A 21,771-nucleotide genomic window follows, 5' to 3' on the forward strand; every position below is an offset into this window, starting at 1 on the left:
TGGACGTAGCAGAGCCCCTTGCGTCTCATTAGAACTTCCACAAGGGTCTGCGCTTACGTACATCTACCAGCTTGCGGATGTCGGAACTGAGGGATGCGTAATCCAACAATTCGTCTACAGAGCAAGGCAGACGATAGCACCAGTTTGCACCACCCACGGTACCCGGCACATTGACGCGTTCCTTTTCAGGATCCACCTGAGAAAGGCTTGCAGAAAGGGCGAAGTAATCCTGAGCAGGGAGAATGCAGAACAAGCTATTGGAGCTGAACACATGGGTCAGAATGGTACGTGCGACCGTAGGAGTAATTTCCTGGGGCGCGCTGCCCGGCAAATGAGCATGAGACCAGTAAAGACCGCGGTCGAAATCCGGCTCCTTCCACAGGCCGCGAAGGCTGGAGGTATCGTGGCAGCTGGTGGTGCAAACGGAAAGGCGGGGATATTCATCCATATCGTAGTAGGGAGAATAAGGCACATTCCAATTACGGGCCCAGCGTTCGATACGCAGAGAAAGGATATTTAACTTGTTCAAAACCGTCGGCACGCAAGACGGGACTGCACCAAGGTCTTCGGCGCAGACCAGCATGTCGGTTTCCTTGGCAAGCACAGAGAGCAGCTTGGTAGCATTCTGTTCCCACAAGCCGTTCTGGGAATCTTCGTTGCGCTTAAGAATTTCGCGAAGCTTCTGCTGTTCGTTTTCGGGCAAGGTAAACAAAACCGGCTGATTGTACCAGTACCAGTAGGGGTAGAAGGTATTCTCGTCGCCAGAGGGAATGAATACTCTATTCCAGTAAACCTTCAACAGTTTGTCCTTCACTTCCTGAGGTTCACCCATAGAAAGGATTGCCTTTTCGGAAGAGAATTCCGGCTTCAGCACCAGACGGTCGAATTCCCCTTCCAACGGCTGGAAGCAGACCGGAGCAAGGCGATCCGTATCATCGCCCAGGAAACCGCGAAGCTGGTCAATGGAGTAGTTAGGACGGCGCAGGTATTCCAGCGTAGCCTGGCAGAAACCGGCACTCTGAAGTTCGTTCAAGGTCAGCGGGATACAGGGGTTGAAACGACCCATGATGCCAGTCACTTCGCACTGGGGAATAGACCAAATACGGAAGAAGCCCAGAACGTGGTCGATGCGGTAGGCATGATAGAACTTGCTAGCCTGGGCCAGACGACGACGCCACCAGTCAAAGTTATCCTGTTCGATTACGTCCCAACGGTAAGTGGGGAATCCCCAGTTCTGGCCACTGTAGCTGAACATGTCAGGAGGAGCACCGGCACGATCATCCAGTGAGAAGAAACGGCGTTCAGACCAGACGTCTGCACTGTCTTCGTTAATCAAGATAGGAATGTCGCCCTTCAGGCGAAGACCCATATTGGAAACTTCGGTAACGGCAGCGTTAAACTGCATTTCGGCGACACACTGCATCCAGGCCTGGAACAGGCAGTCCTTAATGAACTTCTTCCAAAGCTTTTCAATATCCTTATCGGTAGGATTGCGATATTCCGCCCAATCCTTCCAGCTGGATTCGCCATTCTGGGCCTTCAGGGTAGCATACACGCAGTAAGGCTTAGCCCAGCTGTTGGAATCAATCCAGCGAGTCAGAACCTTGTCCTTCTTCAGGTAATCGTAACGATTGTCAAAAATCTTTCTGAGGATGGAACGCTTCCAGGTAGAAATCTTGTAGTAGTCAATCTTACCTTCAGCATCGAACTTGGCCTTGGCCTCATGAATTTCCTCTTCGTATTCAGAGGATCCGTCCACGGCCTGCACATTGATGAACACCGGGTTCAGGGCAAAGGCACTGCGGGCGCTATAGGGGCTGGATTCAGCACCAGTATCGTTCACCGGCAGAAGCTGAATAATGTTGAAGTCACAGACCTGAGCCCAGCGAGCAAAGGGAATCAGATCCAGGTATTCGCCGATACCGATGCTCTGCTTGCTATAAAGGCTGAAGAGGGGAACGGCCACGCCGCTCTGGAAATAAGAAAGGTCACCATATCTCATGAGTTAAAATTTAAAAACAAAAGGCAGAAGTTTAAAGGTAAAAGGATAATTAGGTATGAGGTTCGAGGCATGAGGACTGCCCTTTGAGCTAAATAATCGCGACGACACCTCCATACTTTACAACTCATAATTCATATCTCACAACTCATATCTCATAACTATATTTACAGTATGAGTTATGAATGCCGAAATCTTAGAGGAACATTTTGCGTCAAGCGGAACAAGGAATGCGATCCCGGGGCACCGGGTTGCGTCTTGCGAGGACGTTTCGTTTTCCCCTTTAGCGAATCCGCACAGGGCAGAGGCAGCGCCCAACCCGCCAACAAGGAACAGCGCCTATTTCTAGAAAAGGAATACGAGAAAAAATAAAAGAAGCCCTCGTCTGCGAAACGAGGACTTTTAATTTAAACAAACTAACTTTTTGTTTTTGCTAACCCGATTAGGGATTAGATCATTCTCAAGATTTCCTGGGTGGTCTGTTCAGCAAAAGTATTGTCCTGAACAAAGCGACGAACTTCCTGAGGATTGATGCGGGCATATTCAGACAATGCGCGACCGATTCCATTACGGATATAATAGTCGTCGTCCTTAGCGCAGGTCAGGCAGAACTTACGGAGCAAAGGCCAATCAGTGCGGTCTTTGTACTGAATCTGGAAAATGATTGCACTACGGCGAACCCACACATTGGGATCACGGATCCAGGAAGCGATTTTGGTACGGAGAGCCGGCAGACGGAGAGCCAGGTCACCCAGCACGCATGCGGCCAAGGTGTCCACGGTATCACGCCAGGCACGAGTCTTGATCAGCTTCTTCAGGAACGACAAATGCTGGCCACCCAGAAGTCCGCGATGACGGAACAGGTAGTCGCAAGCGGCGTACTGAATTTCACGATAAGGCTGCGTCCACATGTCTTCGACTCTAGCAACAAGTTCATCGCCATCCTTCGGCGGATTCTTGTCAAAAAGGGGATAAGTCACTTCACGGCGGGGAACCAGACGAATTCCGAGGAAGTCGAACTGTTCGCGAGCCTTCTTAGACATTTCATGCGCTTCTTCTTCATTAGAGATAGCGCGGAGAGCAAGTAAGATATCTTGTGTAAAACGAAGCATTGTAGGCCAAAAATAGTCCCAAAAAAAATAAATTTCTAGACCTTGACAAACACTTTTTTCATTTTTTTTTAAATTTTAACAGAATTTTTACATCAAAAAAGTTTAAAAATACTCTTGACAAATCAAAAAGTTTCCAAAGACCTATTTTTGAACCCGCAAACGTACATAAAACACCTACAAAAATACAGATAAAGTTCGCAGGGGCAAAAAAAAACATTTCAACACTAGATTTGGTTGGACAGCCCAAAAAAAGAACATCATATTGTAAAATTAAAACATTAAGAAGTATATGAGTGAAATAGCAGACGTCAAGGAAGAAATGCTCCCCATCATCGAAGTTCCGCCGGAACTCAGGGGACTCTCCGACGAAGAAATAATCAAGCGTTCCGAAAAGGAACTGCGCGAAGTTTCCGGAAAACGCAAAAAAGGGGAACGTCGCCCCGGCAAGCGAGAACGAATCGCCGCCAAGGAGAGAAAATCCCACGAAGAGGCAGCAGCCCTTTTTAGAAGTTCGGTCGAAACGCTCCCTCCGCAAAAAAGCGAAATTTTCTGCAACGCATTTACCGAAAAAAGCCCCAGCTGTACAAAGATCGAACCGGAACAGCGACACCCCGGCACAACGAACTTTCTTATGACGGCCAAGAAAACTTTCCCCTCCGGGAACGAAAAATCCGCCACGACCAAAACCTTCTTGGGCCAGACTCCCAGTTCCGGCCGCGTGCTGAAGGCATCCTTCGGAGCAAAGGTCGGAGAAAAGCCCAAGGCCGTCATCGTCTCCGCAGCTGAACTGGCACTCCAGAAAGCCGAAGAACGGGCAAAGAAAATCCGCGAGGCCCTTTTCGCCAAGCGCACAACCGCTTCTGCAATTCAGACAGACGGACCCGCCGCCCAACCGGAGGGTCAACCGGTCAAACGCCCCAGAGGGCGACCCCGCAAAAATCCCCTGCCTGAGGCCTAGACAATCAAAGACCGCCACTCATACGAGCCGCGGTCTTTTTTATGCATTCCTTTTTAAAGTCTGCGGTTCCACACCTGACGTCCATCCCTATATTTTTATATCAATAGTTTTTATATAAAAAAAAGACCTCTCTTCCGAGAGATCTTTCTTTACTTTTAGAGGCAACGATCAGACTCGAACTGATGAATAAGAGTTTTGCAGACTCGCCCCTTACCAACTTGGGTACGTCGCCAAAGTGAACCGCAATATAGATAAAAAAACAAAACCTTTCAAGGGGTATTCTCTAATTTTTTTGATTTTTTTATTTTTTGCGCCATGAACAAAGCCACCCTGAAAGTCCGCGCCGCGTCATGGCTAGCCGCCCTGTGGATCCGCAGCCTCCGCATCCGTCTGCGAACCCCAGCAGATTTCGGCCCTGGCGTTCTGGGACTCTGGCACCAGGATTTGCTCGCCAGCACCGCCGCTTTCAAGGATCGGGGCGTTCACGTCTTGGTCTCCCAATCCGACGACGGGGCTTTCTTCGCCGAAACCGCACGACGTCTCGGCTACAAAGTCACCCGAGGCTCCGACACCCGAGGCGCCACCAACGTGCGGCACCTATTGGATTCCATGAAACAGGGCGGCTTCACCGGCATGGCATTGGACGGCCCCAAAGGCCCCGCCCACAAGGTCAAGTCCGGCTCCATCTGGCTCTCTAAGGTTAGCGGCACCCCTCTTTGGCATATTCAACCCCATTACGGGGCTCATTTTATGTTAAAAACATGGGATAATTTCATCCTCCCGCTGCCGTTGTCATCAATTGACATCGAAATTAAGTATCTTTGTACCGAAAAAAATCCGACCAAGTAATTTTTAAAGGAAAATAGGTAAAAAAGTGATTTTAATGCCGCCTAAATTTGTTGCGTTTGACTTGGAAACAACTGGCCTTAACAACCAGAAAGATGAAATTATCGAAATCGGTGCCGTAAAGTTCACGGTCACGGTAGAAAAGGGACGCGTCGTCCCCAAGCTGGAAAAGGAATTCGAGACTTTCGTCAAGCCCAATATGCTGATTCCCGCCGAAGCCTCCAACGTGAACCACATTTACGACAAGGACGTCCAGGACGCCCCGGCCGTTGGCGAAGCCATCAAGAAGTTCACCGCCTTCTGCGGACAGTCTTCCATCCTTATCGCCCATAACGCAAACTTCGACGCCAGTTTCCTCCGCGTGGCTTACCAGAAGAACCCCCAGATTATTCCGGGCAACCCCATCGTCGATAGCTTGGCCATCTCCAAGGCAATCCTCCCCGAAAGCCCCTCCCACAAGTTGGGCATTCTGGCCGCCGGTTTCCAGCGCCGCGACGAAATCAACATGAAGATCGAATCCGACAAGATGCACCGCGCCGTTTACGACTGCCTGATGCTCATGGAAGTCTTCGTGGCCCTGCTCCGCCGCCGTTTCAAGGAAAAGGACTGGGAAATGGCCACCATCCTGAAGAACATCGAAAAGTACAAGGGCGTACCCCAGTTCCTGAACAAGTAGGGAACTAGCAAAGCAGTCCGCCTTACGGGCAACTAGGCTGACTTTAAAAAAGAAGCTGGATAGTCGAACTATCCAGCTTCTTTTTCACAATATCCACAAGCAGGCTCGAAAACAACAACCCTGCGGAGCCCTTGATCTATAAGGGATGAACGCCGGCACCAGGTCCGACATTCAATTCTATCAACAGATTGTTAACAATCGTCTAAATACAGAAAAGACCACCTAACAGATTATTCATCCATTAGGCGGACTTAAAAGTCTAAACTCTACAAGAAATAGAATTAGATGCCGAGTTCGCGAGCAACAGCCAGGATACCGCGCTTATTGATAGTGCGGAGACCAGCGTTGGAAACGCGGAGAGAAACCCAGCGGTCTTCTTCAGCAATGTAGAAACGCTTGGTCTGAAGGTTCGGCAGCTGCTTCATCAACTTCTTGCGGTTAGAGTGGGAAACCATGTTGCCCACGAGACCGGCTTTGCCGGTAACTTCACAAATGCGGCTCATAAAAAACTCCGTTGTTTATAACAGAAGCCAATTGTAGAAAATAATTGGGATTCCGTCAAGGTTAATTTTATCATCTTCGTTAATCTTGTAGCGCCTTAGGCAAGTTGAATTTGGTAGATTCCACCAATTTCACGAAATTCTCGATTTCGACGCCACTAAATTTTTCCTTAATCCAGTCCACCACTTCCTGAACCAGCACTTCGGGAGCGCTGGCACCGCTGGAAATACCCACGGATTCAACGCCATCGAACCATTCCAGCTCCAGGTCGTTTACAGAGGCAATCAGATGGCTCTTGATTCCCTGTTCCAAACCCAGTTCCATCAGACGGCTAGAATTGGAGGAATTCTTGGCGCCAACCACCAAAAGCATATCTACTTTCTGGCACAGGTCAAGCACAGCGGCCTGACGATTGCCGGTCGCATAGCAGAGGTCACCAGCGTCCGGGCCGATAATTTCCGGGAAACGGGTCTTGAGGGCCTTGATAATTTCGCGGGTTTCGGCAACAGACAGGGTCGTCTGGGTAATGTAGGCCAATTCCTTATTTTCGGGAACATCCACCGTCGCCACGTCAGCCTCGTTACGGACCAGCGTAATGGCACCTTCCGGCAGCTGCCCCAAAGTACCGATCACTTCGGCATGACCCGCATGACCGATCATGATAATATGACGGCCTGCAGAGAAATGACGCTTGGCACTCAGGTGGACCTTGAGAACCAGAGGGCACGTGGCATCCAGCACCTGAAGTTCACGCTTTTCGGCATCGGCGTAAATTTCTTCGGCAACACCATGGGCAGAAAAGATCACCACGGAACCTGCCGGCACTTCATCCAGCTCATCTACAAAAACAACACCCTTGGACTTGAGGGTATCCACCACGAACTTGTTGTGCACGATTTCGTGACGCACATAGATAGGCGTACCAAATTTTTCAATAGCCTTTTCCACCACATGGATGGCGCGGTCAACGCCGGCGCAGAAGCCTCTGGGAGTTGCGAGAATCACTTTTTTCATGATGCAGGTTCCTTATACGGTCGCCAAAAGGAACTTCAGCAACCGTTCATAAGAATTTAGAATTTTTTCCCGTTCCTCTTGAAGACAGGCCTGAGCAACTGCGGGGTCAAGAGCCACATTCCACCAATCCGAGCCCACATCCCCCGCACAAGAAATCCGAGCCACCACGCCACGGGACACTAAATCAGAAACAGCCTCTTCCGCGCCTTTTGAAAACGGACCTACAAAAGTTTTGACACCCTCTCTCAGCGGTTCCCAAAAATCATGAATACCAGGATTCGCCACGAACGAGCCGCCCACCACGGCCACCCCACATGACCGGAGGATTTCAGGAACTAGGCCGAATCGGTTCACGATGGTGACGGAACCTTTCTGGACCGCAGGCCAATCAAGCGCTATCTTTTTTTGGGAAAGGAGGAATTCGCGGAAAAGTTCCGCTTCTTCGAGACGTCGGGGAGCGAGAACAACAGACTTACCTGCAGACGCCGCAGCAGAAACCAGCGCACCGAAAGCGGCAAGTTCTTCCTTATGAAAAGAAACCAAGGCGACGTCAATTAAGGGATTGTCTTTTGGAGCCGCAAATTCACCAGCAGACGATTTCGGGGCGGTTACGTCGCGGGTCCAGTCCAGCAATTTCCAGTTTCCACCGTCAGATTGCAGAGTCACAAAGCCAAGGTCATCGAGGCTCACACCGGGCGCCAGCTTACGGACCCGCCCAGAAACAAGAGCCACCGCCGGCTTTTTGCAATGGCGGTTCATCGCCTCCACATAGCCAGGCCACAGTTCGTTTTCGCCAAGCACAAGAGCCGCTGGATTCACTTCCTTCAAGAATCGCTCCAGGGTATCGGGCAAATCTGCAGGCGACATGGCGACACGACAAACACCTGCAGCCTTATTCCGCAAAGTTTCTAGTGCCTCCGCCTTTTGAGTCGTCAGCAAAATCTCAGGGCATTCACCGTCACAGGAAGGCCAGTCCGCCTTCAGGGCCCGAGCCACCGAAAGCAACATCTTGCACTCTCCGAGACTCGCTCCGTGAAGCCAAAGACGTTTTGAAATTTTCGGACGTTCGTACTGCGAGCCGCTCGTTGGCGAAGCCAGGTTCTTCGGACTTTCGCACCAGGGGCCGTCCAACCGCTCCCGCAATTTGTACTTGCGGTCTAACGCAGGAACACAGGTGCCCCCGCGGGCAACCAGGCGCAGACAAACTCGGGCAAACCACAAAGCAATTCGGGCCGTCAAGGAAAACTTCATCCGACTACCCCAGGAACTTGCGTCCAACAACGACCGCAATCATCACCAGCAGCCAGAGCCACGTAGACGTATCCGCCTTAAAGGCCGCCGCAAAAGAACGACGGGCAGGGGACTTCGCGGAACGTTCAGCCGAACCCGTTGCGGAACCTTCGCGAGCAGTCGCAGGCTGTCCGCCAACTGAAGGTCCCACACCCGAACCACTTAACCGCGGGAAAAAGGCAGGCGTCTCTGCGGCCCAGGTTCGCCATTCTTCGCCGAACCGATTTTCCAGGTAGCGGTCTTCCATCCGCGATAACAAATATTCAAAAGCAAAAAGTGCCACCACAAAAGCCAAGGCCACCAGGGCGAATCCAAAATGCAACACCACGAAAGCGTAACCGACCCCGGCGTTAGACAAGTACAGCGGGTGGCGAATGCGGGAGTACACGCCTTCCGTTACAAGTCGGTCCGCATCGTGAGAAAATCCGCGGGTATGTTCCCCGATGATGCGGCGGGCCTGCACACGCAAGAGCACGAAGGCAATCAAGCAAAGGGTTGGCAGCGGCAACATATCAAACCAATCGTCCGATATGGGCATTCCCGGCAAGGCCAGCATGGTTCCCGCCATGGCCCCAAGAATCCAGCCGCGATAGGCATAAAGAATTTTCATCGTTCCCCCGCGCCATCAAAGTTCACGATACTGAAGCGGCCTTCCATTTCGGGAGAAAGTACGTCGTGACTTACGATCACCACCCACTTGTCAAGAGCGGCAGCCGCCTGCAGGAACGCAGCCAACAACGGCTCCCGATCCGCCAAGGCGATGGACGCAAAAGGTTCATCCAGAAGGACCGTATCGCAGTCCGAAACGAGAGCCCACAGCAAGGCCACGCGGGAACGCTCGCCGCCTGAAAGCCCCTGCTTTTCTACCAGCGGAAGGATCCCGAAATTTTCCGCGAAAGCGAAAAGTTCGCGGCAGCCCGCAACGCTAAACCCACAACCCGCAGCGGTTGCAGACGAACCTTCCGCAGCGGCGCCCCCAACAGAGCCCGCGGCCCCCTGCTTCAAACTTTCCAAAATTCCGCGGAGCAAGCGTCGGGGAGGCAACTCCAAATCCTGAGCCACAAAAAATACGGCATTTGCGGCAACCGGCAACGACGAACAAATCCCGTCTGCGGCACCTTCAGCATCCCAGCTTTCCAGGCCCGCAAGCAACCGCAAGAGCGTCGACTTCCCTATCCCATTTTTTCCACGGACAAGAACCGGCTTCGAACGGGACCATTCCAGATTCAAGCCCGCAAAAACCGGACGTTCCGAACCAGCGTACTTAAACGAACCATTCTTCACGAACAGCCCGTCAGGGCTATAACCATTTGCGGAACCCGCCCCACGTCCACCAAAATCAGAACTCCTGATTTCGGCCTTTTCAAATTCTTCCAGGATTTTCAAGGCGCTTACCGCAGACCGGAATTGGGGCAGCACCCGGGCGCATTCCTTTACAGGCTTGTAACTGAGCAAGACCGCCGAGCAGAACAGCACCAAACCGGAGCCATTCATCCACCCGCAGCGAATCAGCACCGCGCAAAAACCCAGGACCAGGACCATGGCCACCACCGACACCGATTCCGCCACCAGCGAAAGTCCATTTTTCCGCAGGCCCGCAGCCAGTCCGTCATTTCGCAAATGGCGGTTCTGCTGCAAAAGTTCGTCAGACAAAAGCGTACGCTCCCGGCGGGAACTCCACTGCAAAAAGAGGCGGCGGGCAAGAGTCAGGTCGCCCCGGAACCGCGAACGGTCGCGAAGCAGATTTTCCTCCACAGGCCCAAGCTTATGAAGTTTCCGCTGAAGGGCGCCCACCACCGGAACCACCACCGCGAAAAGGAACAAGGTCAGCGGCCAGGAAATGTACAGCAACACCGGCAAGAACACCGCCAGCTGCAACACCGCCTGAGCCCCCTGAAAAAGAACCGCCCCATTATTCTGAAGAACCAGCGTCGACTCATAAGCGGATTCCACCAAGAGGTTTCCGGCAGAGGTATGGAAATTCCGCGGATGGAGCAAGCGCAAACGGTGAAGGAACCAGCCCATGATACGAGCGCCCGCCGCAAAAACCCAGCTCTCGGAAACTCGGATTTTCAAGGTCAGGAATATCAGGCGTAAAAAAGTCAGACCCAACATCAGGCCCACCCATCCATAAAGGGGCATGGGGCCCTCCCCCGAGAGGATATCCATAAAGGCACGGATCCCCCAGAGGACGGCAGCGTCGGCACCGCTGGCAAGCAAGGCCACCGGCAAAAACTTCAAAATACCCCTAAAAAGAGACTTTTTTAACCAATTTTTCAAAAACACAGAGAAAAATTAACTTTTTTTGCCTTACACCCTTTACAAGATTAAAAATCTAACCTATATTTGGCCTACCTAAACGCCTCCATCGTCTAGTGGCCCAGGACTCGGGATTTTCATTCCCGCAACAGCGGTTCGAAACCGCTTGGAGGTATAAGAGAAGCTCAACCGAAAGGCTGGGCTTTTCTTATTTTACAACCGCCCTTAGTTTTATAACCGCAAAAAAGGGCCCGCCTTACGGCGAGCCCAGAGTACACGAAGATCTTTCCCGCGAAAAATTCGCGCGACACCTCCCATAATTAGAAGAACACCTTCACAATCAAAGAACCCACAATAGTGGAAACGATAACGCTGGTCATGCCCGGCAGCATAAAGCTGTGGTTCAACAGGTACTTACCGATTACCGTAGTGCCGGAACGGTCGAAGTTCACGGTGGCAATGTCGGAAGGATAGTTGGGAATGAAGAAGTAGCCGTATACGCTGGGGAGCACGCCCAAGAGCACCGCACCTTCGATACCCAGACTGTACGCCAGCGGAAGCATGGCCACCACCACAGCACCCTGAGAGTTGATCAGCACAGACACCGCAAAGAAGGCCAGGGCTATCGCCCAGGGATAATGCTGAACAATATCCTTCAGGCCGCCCTGCATCACGTCCATGTAGTTGGCGAAGTAAGTATCAGCCAGCCAGGCGATACCGTAGATAGCCACCACAGCCACCATGCCAGACTGCCAAACGGCACCAGCCACAGCCTTCTTGGGTTCAGCCTTACAGAAGATAATCATGAAGGCGGCTGCAGAAATCATCACAATCTGAATGATCAAGTTCATGCCCATGGGCTTCACCTGAGCCACACCATCCACAACCTTGCCGGTGGGGAAAGCGGGACGAATGTCATGGCCCGCAATCTGGAACACAGAGAACATCACAATCACAGCCAAAGCAGCCAGGAAGATAAACACGGAACGTTTTGCTTCCTTGGAAACAGCCTTGTCCAGCACAGAAGCGGTATTGCCGTACATGTATTCACGCTGCTGAGGGTCTTTCAGCTTAGCCTGGAAAACCGGATCCTTGTCCAGATCGAGACCGCGCTTGTAGCTTACGGCAGCAGCAGCCATCAAACCGCAAAGGCAAGCAGGAATGGTTACCGCAATCACCTGCAAGTTGTTGATTTCAAAACCGTTGGCGTTGGAAATCACCACGAAAGAAGCCACGGCGGCCGCAATGGGAGAGCAAGTAATACCCACCTGGGATGCCACAGAAGCAACAGCGCAGGGACGTTCCGGACGGATACCCTTCTTCAGGGAAATATCGCAGATAATGGGCATGAGGGTGTAAACCACATGGCCGGTACCCACGAGAACCGTGAGGAAGAAAGTGCAAAGCGGAGCCAGGAAGATAATCTGGTTAGGGTGTTTACGCAGAAGTCTTTCCGCTAACTGGATTAACCAATCCATACCGCCCGCAGCCTGCATAATACCGGCGCAGGTCACAGCCGCGATAATGATGTAGATAACATCGGTAGGCGGCTTACCCGGCTGCATACCAAAGCCCAGCACCAAGATGGCAAGGCCAATACCAGAAATTGCACCCAAGGCAAGGCTACCATAACGTGAACCCACGTAAAGAGCAGCCAGCACAATCAAGAGCTGAATAATCATTACAGCCATAATCCCTCCGCTTTTTCAAAAGCAACCAGAAAAAAAGTTATCAGTACGATAACATTTTTCTATTGAAATTACTCTAAAGTTTTGAAAAAAGAACGGGGAGCGCCAAATAAATTATCAAAAAGAAAATCAAGCCTTTTTGTACATATTCAGCGTTTTCTTTAGCAAGGGAATATCGATGGGTTTGGCCAAGTGACCGTTCATGCCGGCGTCCCTGGACTTTTTCACATCTTCTGCAAATGCATTGGCAGACAAGGCCACAATGGGAATTTCAGCACCTTCCTTCTTAGCAGAAAGACGGATTTTCCTGGCAGCCCCAAAACCATCCAGCACAGGCATCATCAAGTCCATCAGAATCAAGTCCAGTTCGTTCTGGCCAGCGCTTTCAAAGACCCGCACCGCTTCTTCGCCATCTCTAGCGCTAGTCACCACCACGCCCATGTCTTCCAGGATTCGGCGGGCAATTTCCAGATTCAAGTCGTTGTCTTCCACCAGCAAGACCTTCATACCATCCAAGGATTCGCTTTCCGCACCTTCAGTGAGGCAAACACGAGAACTCTGATCAATCTTGAAGGGAATCGTCACAGCAACGTGAGTTCCAACGCCCTCTGTACTACGGACCGTAACCCGGCCATTCATCTTTTCCACAAGAGCCTTTACAATCGCCATGCCCATACCGGAGCCCCGATAAGTGCTTCGGGCATCATTACGTTCCTGGGTAAAGGGTTCAAACATCCGTTCAAGGAATTCCTTACTCATACCGATACCCGAATCCACCACGTGGAAACAGTAGGTCAAAACATCCGACGTCTCATTCACGATTTCGGAATAACAGTCTACGGAACCGCCCTTCTTGTTAAACTTAATGGCATTGGTCAAAATGTTCAGGAATACCTGACGGACATGGAGCGGGCTCCCCAGCAAATGGGGACATTTTACACTCAACACACCATCATATCTAACGACAACATCATTTTCATCAGCACGGAGATTGGCAATAGAACGAACTTCACCAAGAACCTGCTGAAGATCAAAAGGCTCTTCCAACAGTTGAGTTTCGGCGTCATCGAACTCGCACATATCCAGCACATCGTTCAACAACGACAGCAAATGATTGGCGGCGTTCTTCGCCTTCCTGCGGCCTTCCGCCCGCTCTTCCGGACTTTGTTCCTTACGGTCAGCAACTTCAAGCAGACCGATAATTCCATTCAAAGGCGTGCGGATATCATGAGACATCCTGGCCAGGAACTTGGACTTGACCTCACTTCCCCGCTCCGCTTTTCGGAGGGCGTCCTTCAGCTGAACCTTGTAAGCTTCTTCCCTAGCCACTTCTTCGTTAATGGAACGAACAACCCACAGAACATGGGAGCACCGACCATTCTTGTCTCGGCTGATGACAACAAATAGACCTTCACACCAACCCGCATTCAAGCCCTTAAAATGGATACCAATGGAATCGCGGTTAGCTAGGCGGCCAGCCAAGGTATGAATGTTCGTAAAGTCGAGAAATTCCTGGACCTGTTCCGGCGCCACTGTCGTCTGGCAAATGGCCCTGAACTTTTCCATGGACTCACCCATCTGACCGATGACGTTGGAAATATAATCTCGGGTAGAATCGCCCAGTTCGCGGAAATGCCCCGTAGAAAGGTCAATATCATAGGCACAGAAGTAAACCTTGGCCAAGGTACTGATAATGGAATTACGGAAAATTTCGGTATCCAACAATTTGTCCACGTTCTGGAAACCCGCAATAATCTCGGAGGATCCCTCGATTTTTACGTACTTGTACTGGAAGTAATGAATATCTCCATTTTCAACCACGCGGTAGGTGCCCACATAGTTTTCATGATCCTTGAGATAGGCAAGGACCTTCTCCTTTTCCATGGCCTTGTACATCATTTCGCGATCTTCCGAGAAGACGCGGTCTTCAATGTAGTGAGCCCACATGGCATCATACGGGAACTTGTTTTCAGCCCCAAGGTCGCTACGGACCATGAAGCCGTCCTGCTTGACAATGGAGATCTCATCTTTGTCAGGATTCCAAAGGTACACATAACGGAAATCCTGGCTTAAGGCAGTAACGAAGTTCAGCTGACGTTCCTGAGCCAGTTTCTCTTGAGAAAGATCGACTCCATAGATAACCGCTTCCAGATGACCGTTGATGGGGTTCATCATATAGCGGACGCAAGCACGGTACGGAATAATTTCATCGTCCCTAAAACATTCCATCTCCCGTTCGAAGGACATCTTGCCCTCTTCATAATGCCGGATCAAGGAAGCACAAGCAAAATCCTTGAGGTAAGCTATACGGGAAACCTGCTTGGGGATATTACAGGAAAGTATTTCCACAATGGAATCTACTGTCGTGGATTCCTGACGCGAAGCCATCCAGGACTTAAGCCCCTCGATGTAACCGTCCTCGCCATCTACCCCCAGGACCGCATTGCCGGTAAGGTCCAAATGAAAAACCACATCGGTATTGGGAATGGAATCCTTCAGCAATTTAAGCTGATCTACATACTGTTTTTCGGTACGGCGAATGGAGGTTACGTCAGCAACATACTCAACAAAAACCTTCCGGCCATCCAGCTCCTTGTATTCAACCTTGGTATTATAAACTCGGTCACCAAGATTCACATCGGCATTTAGGGAATCGCGTTTTTCTGACTTGCGGAGGGGGCAAAAAGGGCACTGACTATCCAGGCCCATCATATACTTGAAACAAGGCACCCCCTTATAGGGAGTTTCACCCTGTTTTGCATAATCTCGGGCCATCTTATTCGCATAAACCACAGAAAACGATTCTGCATCGCAAACCAGGACCAGACGATCAGAGCCGTCCAAAACAGTTTCAAGCAATTCAACACAGCTAGACATCAATCACATCCGCCTTAATCAGCCTCACAAAAGGCCCAAAATACTACGAAAATCTTACGAAGCGCAAATATAATACAATGTGAGGCAAAACGGTAAATTTGTACGAAAAAAAAATTTTATGCAACACCCTTGACTAATTCAGATACTTTCCTATATTTGGTCGCACCTAAACGCCTCCATCGTCTAGTGGCCCAGGACTCGGGATTTTCATTCCCGCAACAGCGGTTCGAAACCGCTTGGAGGTATACAAAAAACACCGCTCACTTGAGTGGTGTTTTTTGTATACCCCCCCCGTTCCACGGGAACTACGGTTGGAAATTCATTTTTTTTCAAAAATAAACCGTACCAGTAATCAAAAATCAAGCTCCACAACAACAATCATACGGTCTAATTCAGGAAAGACATCTTCTTCAACCGTAATTTCCCAACAAAAAAAGAAAGAACCCCACCGGATTCTTTCTTTTTTCTGCGACGCTCGGCTCTTAATAGTTCTCAGCGTTGACTTCGAAGTAGGACTGGGGGTGAGCGCAAGTGGGGCAGACTTCGGGAGCCTTGGTACCCACGACAATATGACCGCAGTTGCGGCATTCCCAAACCTTGACTTCGCTCTTTTCGAACACGGCGGAAGTTTCCACATTCTTGAGAAGTGCGCGGTAGCGTTCTTCATGATGCTTTTCAATAGCTGCTACCAGGCGGAACTTCTTTGCAAGGGCGGCGAAACCTTCAGCTTCAGCAGTCTTTGCGAATTCTTCGTACATGTCGGTCCATTCGTAGTTTTCACCGTCGGCAGCAGCCTTCAGGTTTTCTGCGGTGTCACCGATGCCGCCCAATTCCTTGAACCACATCTTGGCATGTTCCTTTTCGTTTTCTGCAGTCTTCAGGAACAGCGCTGCGATCTGTTCGAAACCATCCTTCTTTGCGCGGGATGCAAAGTAAGTGTACTTGTTACGAGCCTGGGATTCGCCTGCAAATGCAGCTTCGAGGTTCTTTTCGGTCTGGGTACCAGCGTACTTATTAGCCATCGTGTCTCCTTGAATTGAGGTTAAAACGTTACTGAAACAATATACAATGTTTTTTTTAGAAAGAACAGTTCGCCTACGGCTCTCGCGAAGTCAAGCGAACCCTCTTAATCGAGGGCTCGACTCCCGATCGTCTATAGAATAAAAGACGCCCCACCTGGGGGCGTCTTTTATTCAAAGGAGAGAGAGGGATTCGAACCCTCGGTCCTGTTACAGACTCCGGTTTTCGAGGCCGGCTCAATCGACCACTCTGACATCTCTCCGACGTAAGGCGCAATGTAGTATAATTTCTCTGCTTTGTCTATTAAGGCTCCTTTACAGGTGGCCGTTTTTAGCGGCGGTCCATTCAACCCTTAGTGCAGGTCCAATTAGCTACATCATCAGCCGTTGGCCAGAGCTTCCTCCACTTCCTTTCGCAAGGGGATCGAGGGTACGGCACCGGGGCGGCTTACTGCAATGGCGGAAGCGCGGGCGCTCACGCGGAGAGCCTGAGCAATGGGCATGCCTTCTGCGAGACCTGCCAGGAAATAGCCGGTAAAAGTATCGCCTGCAGCGGTAGTATCCACTGCCTTCACGGGGAAGATGGGCTGGAACACCTTTTCTTCGCCGTCGCTATATACCGCGCCGTCCTTGCCCAAGGTAAGCACAATGCGGGCCTTGGGGAAACGCTTGCGCATTTCAGCCAGAATTTCATCCGGGTCCGTCTTGCCGGTCACCTGATTGCCTTCCACCTCGTTCAGCAAGAAGATGCTGATCTTGGTCATATCCACCGCATCCAGCTTTTCGTTGAATGGGGACGGATTCAAGGCGATCTGCATTCCCTTTTCGTAAGCCTTGTCCACGATGTAGGGCAAAAGGTTCACTTCGTTCTGCAGCAACAGAATGTCGCCGGCAGCAAAGTGGCCGAGAACGCCATCCACATATTCCTGAGTCAGACGCTGGTTTGCACCACCATACAGCAAGATACTGTTCTGGGCGTTCTTGTCAATCTGGATGATGGTATGGCCAGTTTGATCATCGACTTTAGCAATGAATTCCCCGTGAACACCATACTCTTTACAAGCGTCCAGGAAGGGCTGACCATCTTCACCAATCATACCGCCCTGATAAACTTCAACGCCAGCCTTAGCAAGAGCAACAGACTGATTCATACCCTTGCCGCCCAAGTAATGCTTGACGGCTCCGGTAGCTTCAGTTTCGCCCGGCAAGATAATGTGGTCCACGCTATAGACGTGGTCAAGGTTCATGGATCCGATATTTAGAACTTTCATGATACCTTCCTACTTACCTGCATTTTCAGCAGTGACCAAAGTGACCTTCACCGGGATGTTCTTTTCTACAACCTTGCCGTTGGCGATGTCCATGGCAGTACGGACAGCAGTTTCGCCAATCAGTGCGGGCTGCTGAGCGATGGTTGCAGCCATACGGCCAGCCTTAATGGCTTCAACAGCGTCGTCGGTTGCATCAAAGCCAACGACCATCACCTTCTTGCCTGCACCGCTGCTAGCTTCTACGGCACCCAGAGCCATTTCGTCGTTAGCGGCAAAGACTGCAGCAATCTTGCCATTAGCCTGGAGCATATTTTCCATGACGCTCATGCCTTCGGTACGGTTGAAGTTTGCGGTCTGAGAGGCAGCCACTTTAAGTTTCTTATCGGCAATGTTGTGGAAACCCTTACCGCGATCGATAGCGGCAGAGGAACCCAGAGTACCCTGAAGTTCAGCGGTAATAACGCCTTCACCCAGCTTGTCTACGATGTACTGGGTAGCCAATTCTGCACCGGCAACGTTATCGGATGCAATCTGGCAATCCACTTCCACACCGTTGATGGCGCGGTCCACGCTAATGACCTTTACACCCTTGGACTTGGCCACCTTTACGGCACCGGTCAGAGCATCGGAATCCACAGCGTTCACGATAAGGATGCTAACGTTCTTGCTGATCAAATCTTCAATGTCGCTAACCTGCTTGGAAACATTGTCACCAGCGTCAACCACAGTGAGGGCAAGCTTCAATTCAGCAGCAGTCTTCTTGGCTCCTTCAACCAGAGTAACGAAGAAGGGATTGTTCAGAGTAGAAACAGACAGACCGATGGTACCGCTGAAGCTGGGCTTATCAGCATTCAACTTGTCTGCATTTTCAGCAGTAACCAAGGTGACCTTCACCGGAATGTTCTTTTCGATGGACTTGCCATTGTTCAGATCCACTGCAGCGCGAACAGCAGTTTCACCAATCAGGCCAGGCTGCTGAGCGATGGTTGCAGCCATGCGGCCAGCCTTGATAGCTTCTACAGCATCGTCAGTTGCATCAAAGCCAACCACCATCACCTTCTTGCCTGCACCGCTGCTAGCTTCAACAGCACCCAGAGCCATTTCGTCATTGGCAGCGAATACGGCAGCAATGTTGCCGTTGGCCTGGAGCATATTTTCCATAACGCTCATGCCTTCGGTACGGTTAAAGTTTGCAGTCTGGGATGCGACCACATTCAACTTTGCATCGGCAATGTTGTGGAAACCCTTACCGCGATCAATAGCAGCGGAAGAACCCATGGTGCCCTGCAGTTCTGCAGTCACAACACCTTCGCCAAGCTTGTCTACGATATATTGGGTTGCAAGTTCAGCACCGGCAACGTTATCAGAAGCAATCTGGCAATCCACTTCCACGCCGTTGATGGCACGGTCAACGCTAATGACCTTCACGCCCTTGGACTTGGCTGCCTTTACAGCACCAGTCAAGGCGTCGGAATCCACAGCGTTCACAATCAGGATGCTGACATTCTTACTGACCAAGTCTTCGATGTCGCTCACCTGCTTAGAAACATTATCACCAGCATCCACCACAGTAATGTTGACATTCAGTTCCACGGCAGCCTTCTTGGCGCCTTCCACAAGAGTCACGAAGAAAGGATTGTTCAGAGTAGAAACAGACAAGCCGATTGCGCCCTTGGAATCAACCTTCTGGGCAGTAGTCTTTTCTTCACCGTCAATGACAATAGAACATGCGGCCATCATCACAGACACAAAAGAAGCGAAAAGTAAAGCAAAAATTCTTTTCATGATTCAAATCTCCTTATCTCTTACGATCAGCAAGCACAGCAACCAAGATCACTACAGCCTTGATCACGTTCTGATAGTAGGAAGTGACACCCAAGATGTTCAAACCGTTGTTCAAAACAGCAATGATCAGAACACCTGCAATTGTACCGGTAATTCTTCCGCGGCCGCCATTCATACTGGTACCGCCAAGGGCAACAGCAGCGATGGCATCCAGTTCATAACCGCTACCCATAATGGGCTGTGCGGAGTCCACACGGCTAATCATGATCAGACCGGCCAATGCGCTGAGGAAACCGGAAATACCATAGACACTCATCTTCACGCGATCGATGTTCACGCCAGAAAGTGCGGCGCACTTGGCGTTAGAACCGGTAGCGTAAAGGCGGCGACCGAAAGTGGTATGCTTCAGCAAGAAATAGAAGATTCCAAAGGAGGCCAACAGGATCAAGATAGGAATAGGAATTTTAATAGCCGGCAAGAAATCGCAGACCACATTACCCTTACCCAGAGCCTTGAACAAAAGGCTATCACCAGAACTTTCTGCCAGGCGGGAAATGGGCTTACCATCGGTAAGGATCATGGCGAGGCCACGATAAGCCGTCATGGTAATAAGGGTTGCAATGAACGGTTGCAAACGACCCTTGGTCACCAAAAGACCACTAATCAAGCCGAGAGCCACACCCACCAGCAATGCTACGGGAACCGCAACAATGACAGGTACGCCATGGCCAATCATTTCGGCACAGACAATGGCGCTCAAGGCAAAGGTAGAACCCACAGAAAGGTCGATACCTCCACTGAGAATGACACAGGTCATACCGAAGGCAATCAAGCCGTTAAAGGAAGCCTGACGCAACAAGTTCAGGAAGTTACCCGGCTGGCGGAATTCCGGACTAATGGCACTAATGACCACCACCAGAATAGCTAGCGCAATAAAAACGCCATATTCCGATAAAAAAGCACCTAGATTCTTATTTTCCTTTTTCATTAGATTTTACCTCCTGTAGCAAGAGTCATAATTTTTTCCTGATCCGCATCGGCACCATTAATAATGCCAGTCACATGTCCTTCGTGAACCACCATAATGCGGTCACTCATGCCCAGAACTTCGGGCAATTCAGAGGACACCATGATAACGGCGACGCCCTTGGCGGCCATATCATTGATTACGTTGTAAATTTCCTTCTTGGCGCCGATATCCACGCCGCGAGTGGGTTCATCCAGAATGAGAATCTTGGGGTCCGTATAAATCCACTTGGCAAGAACCACCTTCTGCTGGTTACCACCGCTCAAGTTACCGCACTCATGCTGAGGGCCGAAACAGCGGATGCGGAATTCCTCGATACCGCGCTTCACAAGGCTGGACTGCTTGGCAGCATCCAGAACACCCTTCTTGGAAACGATTCCCAAGTTGGTCAGTTCGATGTTTTCAGCAATGCTCTTTTCCAGCAGCAGGCCTTCGGTCTTACGGTCTTCAGTAATAAAGCCGATACCCGCTTCAATAGCCTGACGCGGATTGCGAATGAATACTTCCTTACCGTTGATAAAGACCTTGCCTGCTACCGTAGGCATATTGCCGAAAACGGCATGCATAATCTCGGTACGGCCAGCACCCATAAGGCCCGACACGCCAAGCACTTCGCCGGCACGGACATTAAAGCTTACGTCGCGGAACAGCTTTTCATGAGTAAGGCCTTCCACGCGGAGCACTTCACCGCCGATGGCGTTATCGCGCTTGGGGAAACGTTCACCGATTTCACGGCCGATCATCATCTTCACCACGTCATCCATGGTGATATCCTTGATGTACTTGGTATCGATATAGGTACCATCGCGGAGGATGGTGATACGGTCGCACAATTCAAAGATTTCTTCCATGCGGTGAGAAACGTAGACGATAGAGACGCCCTTCTTGCGCAGGGAATTGATGACCTCAAACAGGACTTCAGTTTCGCTCTGGGTCAATGCGGCGGTAGGTTCATCCATAATCAGGACCTTGGCGTCCACCATAAGGGCCTTACAGATTTCCACCATCTGCTGCTGGCCCACAGACAAGTCGCTCATGACCGCATCCACGGGAATATGGACACCCATGCGGTCCATGATTTCCTGGGCCTTAGCGCGCATGGCCTTCTTGTCGCAGACACCAAAGCGCTTGGTAATTTCGCGACCCATGAACAGGTTTTCTTCAACCGTCAGGTCAAACAGAACGTTCAATTCCTGATAAATAAAAACGATACCCGCCTCTTCGGCTTCCTTGGGACTGTGGTAGGTCACTTCCTTGCCATCCACAATCACGGTACCGGAATCGCGGGTATACACGCCCGTCAGGATCTTCATCAAGGTCGACTTTCCGGCCCCGTTTTCACCCATCAAGGCGTGGATTTCACCGTCTTTCAGGAAGAAGCCGGCATCCTTCAATACCTGGTTGCTTCCAAAAGACTTGTTAATGCCTTTCATTTCAACATGCATAGAG

The 21,771-nt window shown here is 50.7% G+C and carries 17 protein-coding genes, 4 tRNA genes and 1 pseudogene; 5 read left to right on the forward strand and 17 right to left on the reverse strand.

Translation table 11 applies throughout. The features are described 5' to 3' along the window. Nucleotides 1-28: 28 nt before the first annotated feature. Together BUB73_RS09595 and BUB73_RS09600 are read right to left on the reverse strand one after the other, a co-directional pair. Entirely contained in the window at nucleotides 29-2,002 is a 1,974-nt protein-coding gene (locus BUB73_RS09595; RefSeq protein WP_073158882.1) for a 4-alpha-glucanotransferase, read from the reverse strand. A 446-nt stretch (nucleotides 2,003-2,448) separates the two neighbouring features. Continuing rightward, nucleotides 2,449-3,111 (reverse strand): DNA alkylation repair protein, encoded by a 663-nt coding sequence (locus BUB73_RS09600; protein ID WP_073158880.1) that lies wholly within the window; start codon nucleotides 3,109-3,111, stop codon nucleotides 2,449-2,451. A gap of 289 nt (nucleotides 3,112-3,400) precedes the next feature. On the opposite strand from BUB73_RS09600, the gene BUB73_RS09605 reads away from it, so the two are divergent. Beyond that, the gene (locus BUB73_RS09605) at nucleotides 3,401-4,069 is read left to right on the forward strand and encodes a hypothetical protein (RefSeq protein ID WP_073285302.1); all 669 of its coding nucleotides are present in this window, start codon (nucleotides 3,401-3,403) and stop codon (nucleotides 4,067-4,069) included. A gap of 159 nt (nucleotides 4,070-4,228) precedes the next feature. Here the strand turns inward: BUB73_RS09605 and BUB73_RS09610 are convergent. Continuing rightward, nucleotides 4,229-4,301 (reverse strand) — tRNA-Cys (locus BUB73_RS09610). Between the two features lie 83 nt (nucleotides 4,302-4,384). Between BUB73_RS09610 and BUB73_RS09615 the strand changes: the two genes are divergently transcribed. Beyond that, nucleotides 4,385-4,918, forward strand: coding sequence for a lysophospholipid acyltransferase family protein (locus tag BUB73_RS09615; protein WP_073285305.1), 534 nt, complete (start codon nucleotides 4,385-4,387; stop codon nucleotides 4,916-4,918). A 34-nt stretch (nucleotides 4,919-4,952) separates the two neighbouring features. Beyond that, nucleotides 4,953-5,591: a 3'-5' exonuclease gene (locus BUB73_RS09620; protein ID WP_249269459.1), complete on the forward strand. Its 639-nt coding sequence runs from the start codon at nucleotides 4,953-4,955 to the stop codon at nucleotides 5,589-5,591. Nucleotides 5,592-5,872: 281 nt separating this feature from the next. Here BUB73_RS09620 and rpmB read toward each other — a convergent pair whose 3' ends face one another. The 5 genes from rpmB to BUB73_RS09645 all read right to left on the reverse strand — a co-directional run bounded on the left by rpmB (nucleotide 5,873) and on the right by BUB73_RS09645 (nucleotide 10,637). Further along, nucleotides 5,873-6,094, reverse strand: coding sequence for a 50S ribosomal protein L28 (gene rpmB / locus BUB73_RS09625; RefSeq protein ID WP_073158872.1), 222 nt, complete (start codon nucleotides 6,092-6,094; stop codon nucleotides 5,873-5,875). Nucleotides 6,095-6,173: 79 nt separating this feature from the next. Beyond that, nucleotides 6,174-7,106: a 4-hydroxy-3-methylbut-2-enyl diphosphate reductase gene (ispH, locus tag BUB73_RS09630; RefSeq protein ID WP_073285308.1), complete on the reverse strand. Its 933-nt coding sequence runs from the start codon at nucleotides 7,104-7,106 to the stop codon at nucleotides 6,174-6,176. A 12-nt stretch (nucleotides 7,107-7,118) separates the two neighbouring features. Next, nucleotides 7,119-8,357 (reverse strand): 3-deoxy-D-manno-octulosonic acid transferase, encoded by a 1,239-nt coding sequence (locus BUB73_RS09635; protein WP_073285311.1) that lies wholly within the window; start codon nucleotides 8,355-8,357, stop codon nucleotides 7,119-7,121. Between the two features lie 4 nt (nucleotides 8,358-8,361). Continuing rightward, the gene (locus BUB73_RS09640; protein ID WP_073285314.1) at nucleotides 8,362-9,006 is read right to left on the reverse strand and encodes a methyltransferase family protein; all 645 of its coding nucleotides are present in this window, start codon (nucleotides 9,004-9,006) and stop codon (nucleotides 8,362-8,364) included. Beyond that, entirely contained in the window at nucleotides 9,003-10,637 is a 1,635-nt protein-coding gene (locus tag BUB73_RS09645) for an ATP-binding cassette domain-containing protein (protein ID WP_249269460.1), read from the reverse strand. Before BUB73_RS09645 ends, BUB73_RS09640 begins: the two co-directional genes overlap by 4 nt. Nucleotides 10,638-10,757: 120 nt before the next feature. Here BUB73_RS09645 and BUB73_RS09650 point away from each other — a divergent pair. Then, nucleotides 10,758-10,830 (forward strand) — tRNA-Glu (locus tag BUB73_RS09650). A gap of 145 nt (nucleotides 10,831-10,975) precedes the next feature. Here the strand turns inward: BUB73_RS09650 and BUB73_RS09655 are convergent. Then, nucleotides 10,976-12,346: an anaerobic C4-dicarboxylate transporter gene (locus BUB73_RS09655; protein ID WP_073285319.1), complete on the reverse strand. Its 1,371-nt coding sequence runs from the start codon at nucleotides 12,344-12,346 to the stop codon at nucleotides 10,976-10,978. A gap of 126 nt (nucleotides 12,347-12,472) precedes the next feature. After that, nucleotides 12,473-15,220: an ATP-binding protein gene (locus BUB73_RS09660; protein ID WP_073285322.1), complete on the reverse strand. Its 2,748-nt coding sequence runs from the start codon at nucleotides 15,218-15,220 to the stop codon at nucleotides 12,473-12,475. 172 nt (nucleotides 15,221-15,392) lie between these two features. Here BUB73_RS09660 and BUB73_RS09665 point away from each other — a divergent pair. Further along, a tRNA-Glu gene (locus BUB73_RS09665) sits at nucleotides 15,393-15,465 on the forward strand. A 237-nt stretch (nucleotides 15,466-15,702) separates the two neighbouring features. Here BUB73_RS09665 and rbr read toward each other — a convergent pair. From rbr to BUB73_RS09700, 7 genes and pseudogenes are all read right to left on the reverse strand, one after another. Then, nucleotides 15,703-16,242, reverse strand: a complete 540-nt coding sequence (gene rbr, locus BUB73_RS09670; protein WP_073158858.1) for a rubrerythrin — start codon at nucleotides 16,240-16,242, stop codon at nucleotides 15,703-15,705. 175 nt (nucleotides 16,243-16,417) lie between these two features. Next, a tRNA-Ser gene (locus tag BUB73_RS09675) sits at nucleotides 16,418-16,502 on the reverse strand. 117 nt (nucleotides 16,503-16,619) lie between these two features. Next, nucleotides 16,620-17,510: a ribokinase gene (locus tag BUB73_RS09680; RefSeq protein WP_073285325.1), complete on the reverse strand. Its 891-nt coding sequence runs from the start codon at nucleotides 17,508-17,510 to the stop codon at nucleotides 16,620-16,622. 9 nt (nucleotides 17,511-17,519) lie between these two features. After that, a complete protein-coding gene (locus BUB73_RS17990) occupies nucleotides 17,520-18,392 on the reverse strand; it encodes a substrate-binding domain-containing protein (RefSeq protein ID WP_346348710.1) in 873 nt (290 codons plus the stop codon). Then, a pseudogene (locus tag BUB73_RS17995) lies at nucleotides 18,387-19,295 on the reverse strand (substrate-binding domain-containing protein); the annotation flags it as partial. The pseudogene BUB73_RS17995 and the gene BUB73_RS17990, both read right to left, overlap by 6 nt. A gap of 13 nt (nucleotides 19,296-19,308) precedes the next feature. Then, nucleotides 19,309-20,283 carry an ABC transporter permease gene (locus tag BUB73_RS09695; protein ID WP_073285328.1) on the reverse strand — a complete coding sequence of 325 codons (975 nt, stop codon included), beginning with the start codon at nucleotides 20,281-20,283 and terminating at the stop codon, nucleotides 19,309-19,311. Continuing rightward, nucleotides 20,283-21,767, reverse strand: coding sequence for a sugar ABC transporter ATP-binding protein (locus BUB73_RS09700; protein ID WP_073285331.1), 1,485 nt, complete (start codon nucleotides 21,765-21,767; stop codon nucleotides 20,283-20,285). Before BUB73_RS09700 ends, BUB73_RS09695 begins: the two co-directional genes overlap by 1 nt. Nucleotides 21,768-21,771 lie beyond the last annotated feature (4 nt).

This window comes from Fibrobacter sp. UWH6 (assembly GCF_900142465.1).
Classification (GTDB): domain Bacteria; phylum Fibrobacterota; class Fibrobacteria; order Fibrobacterales; family Fibrobacteraceae; genus Fibrobacter.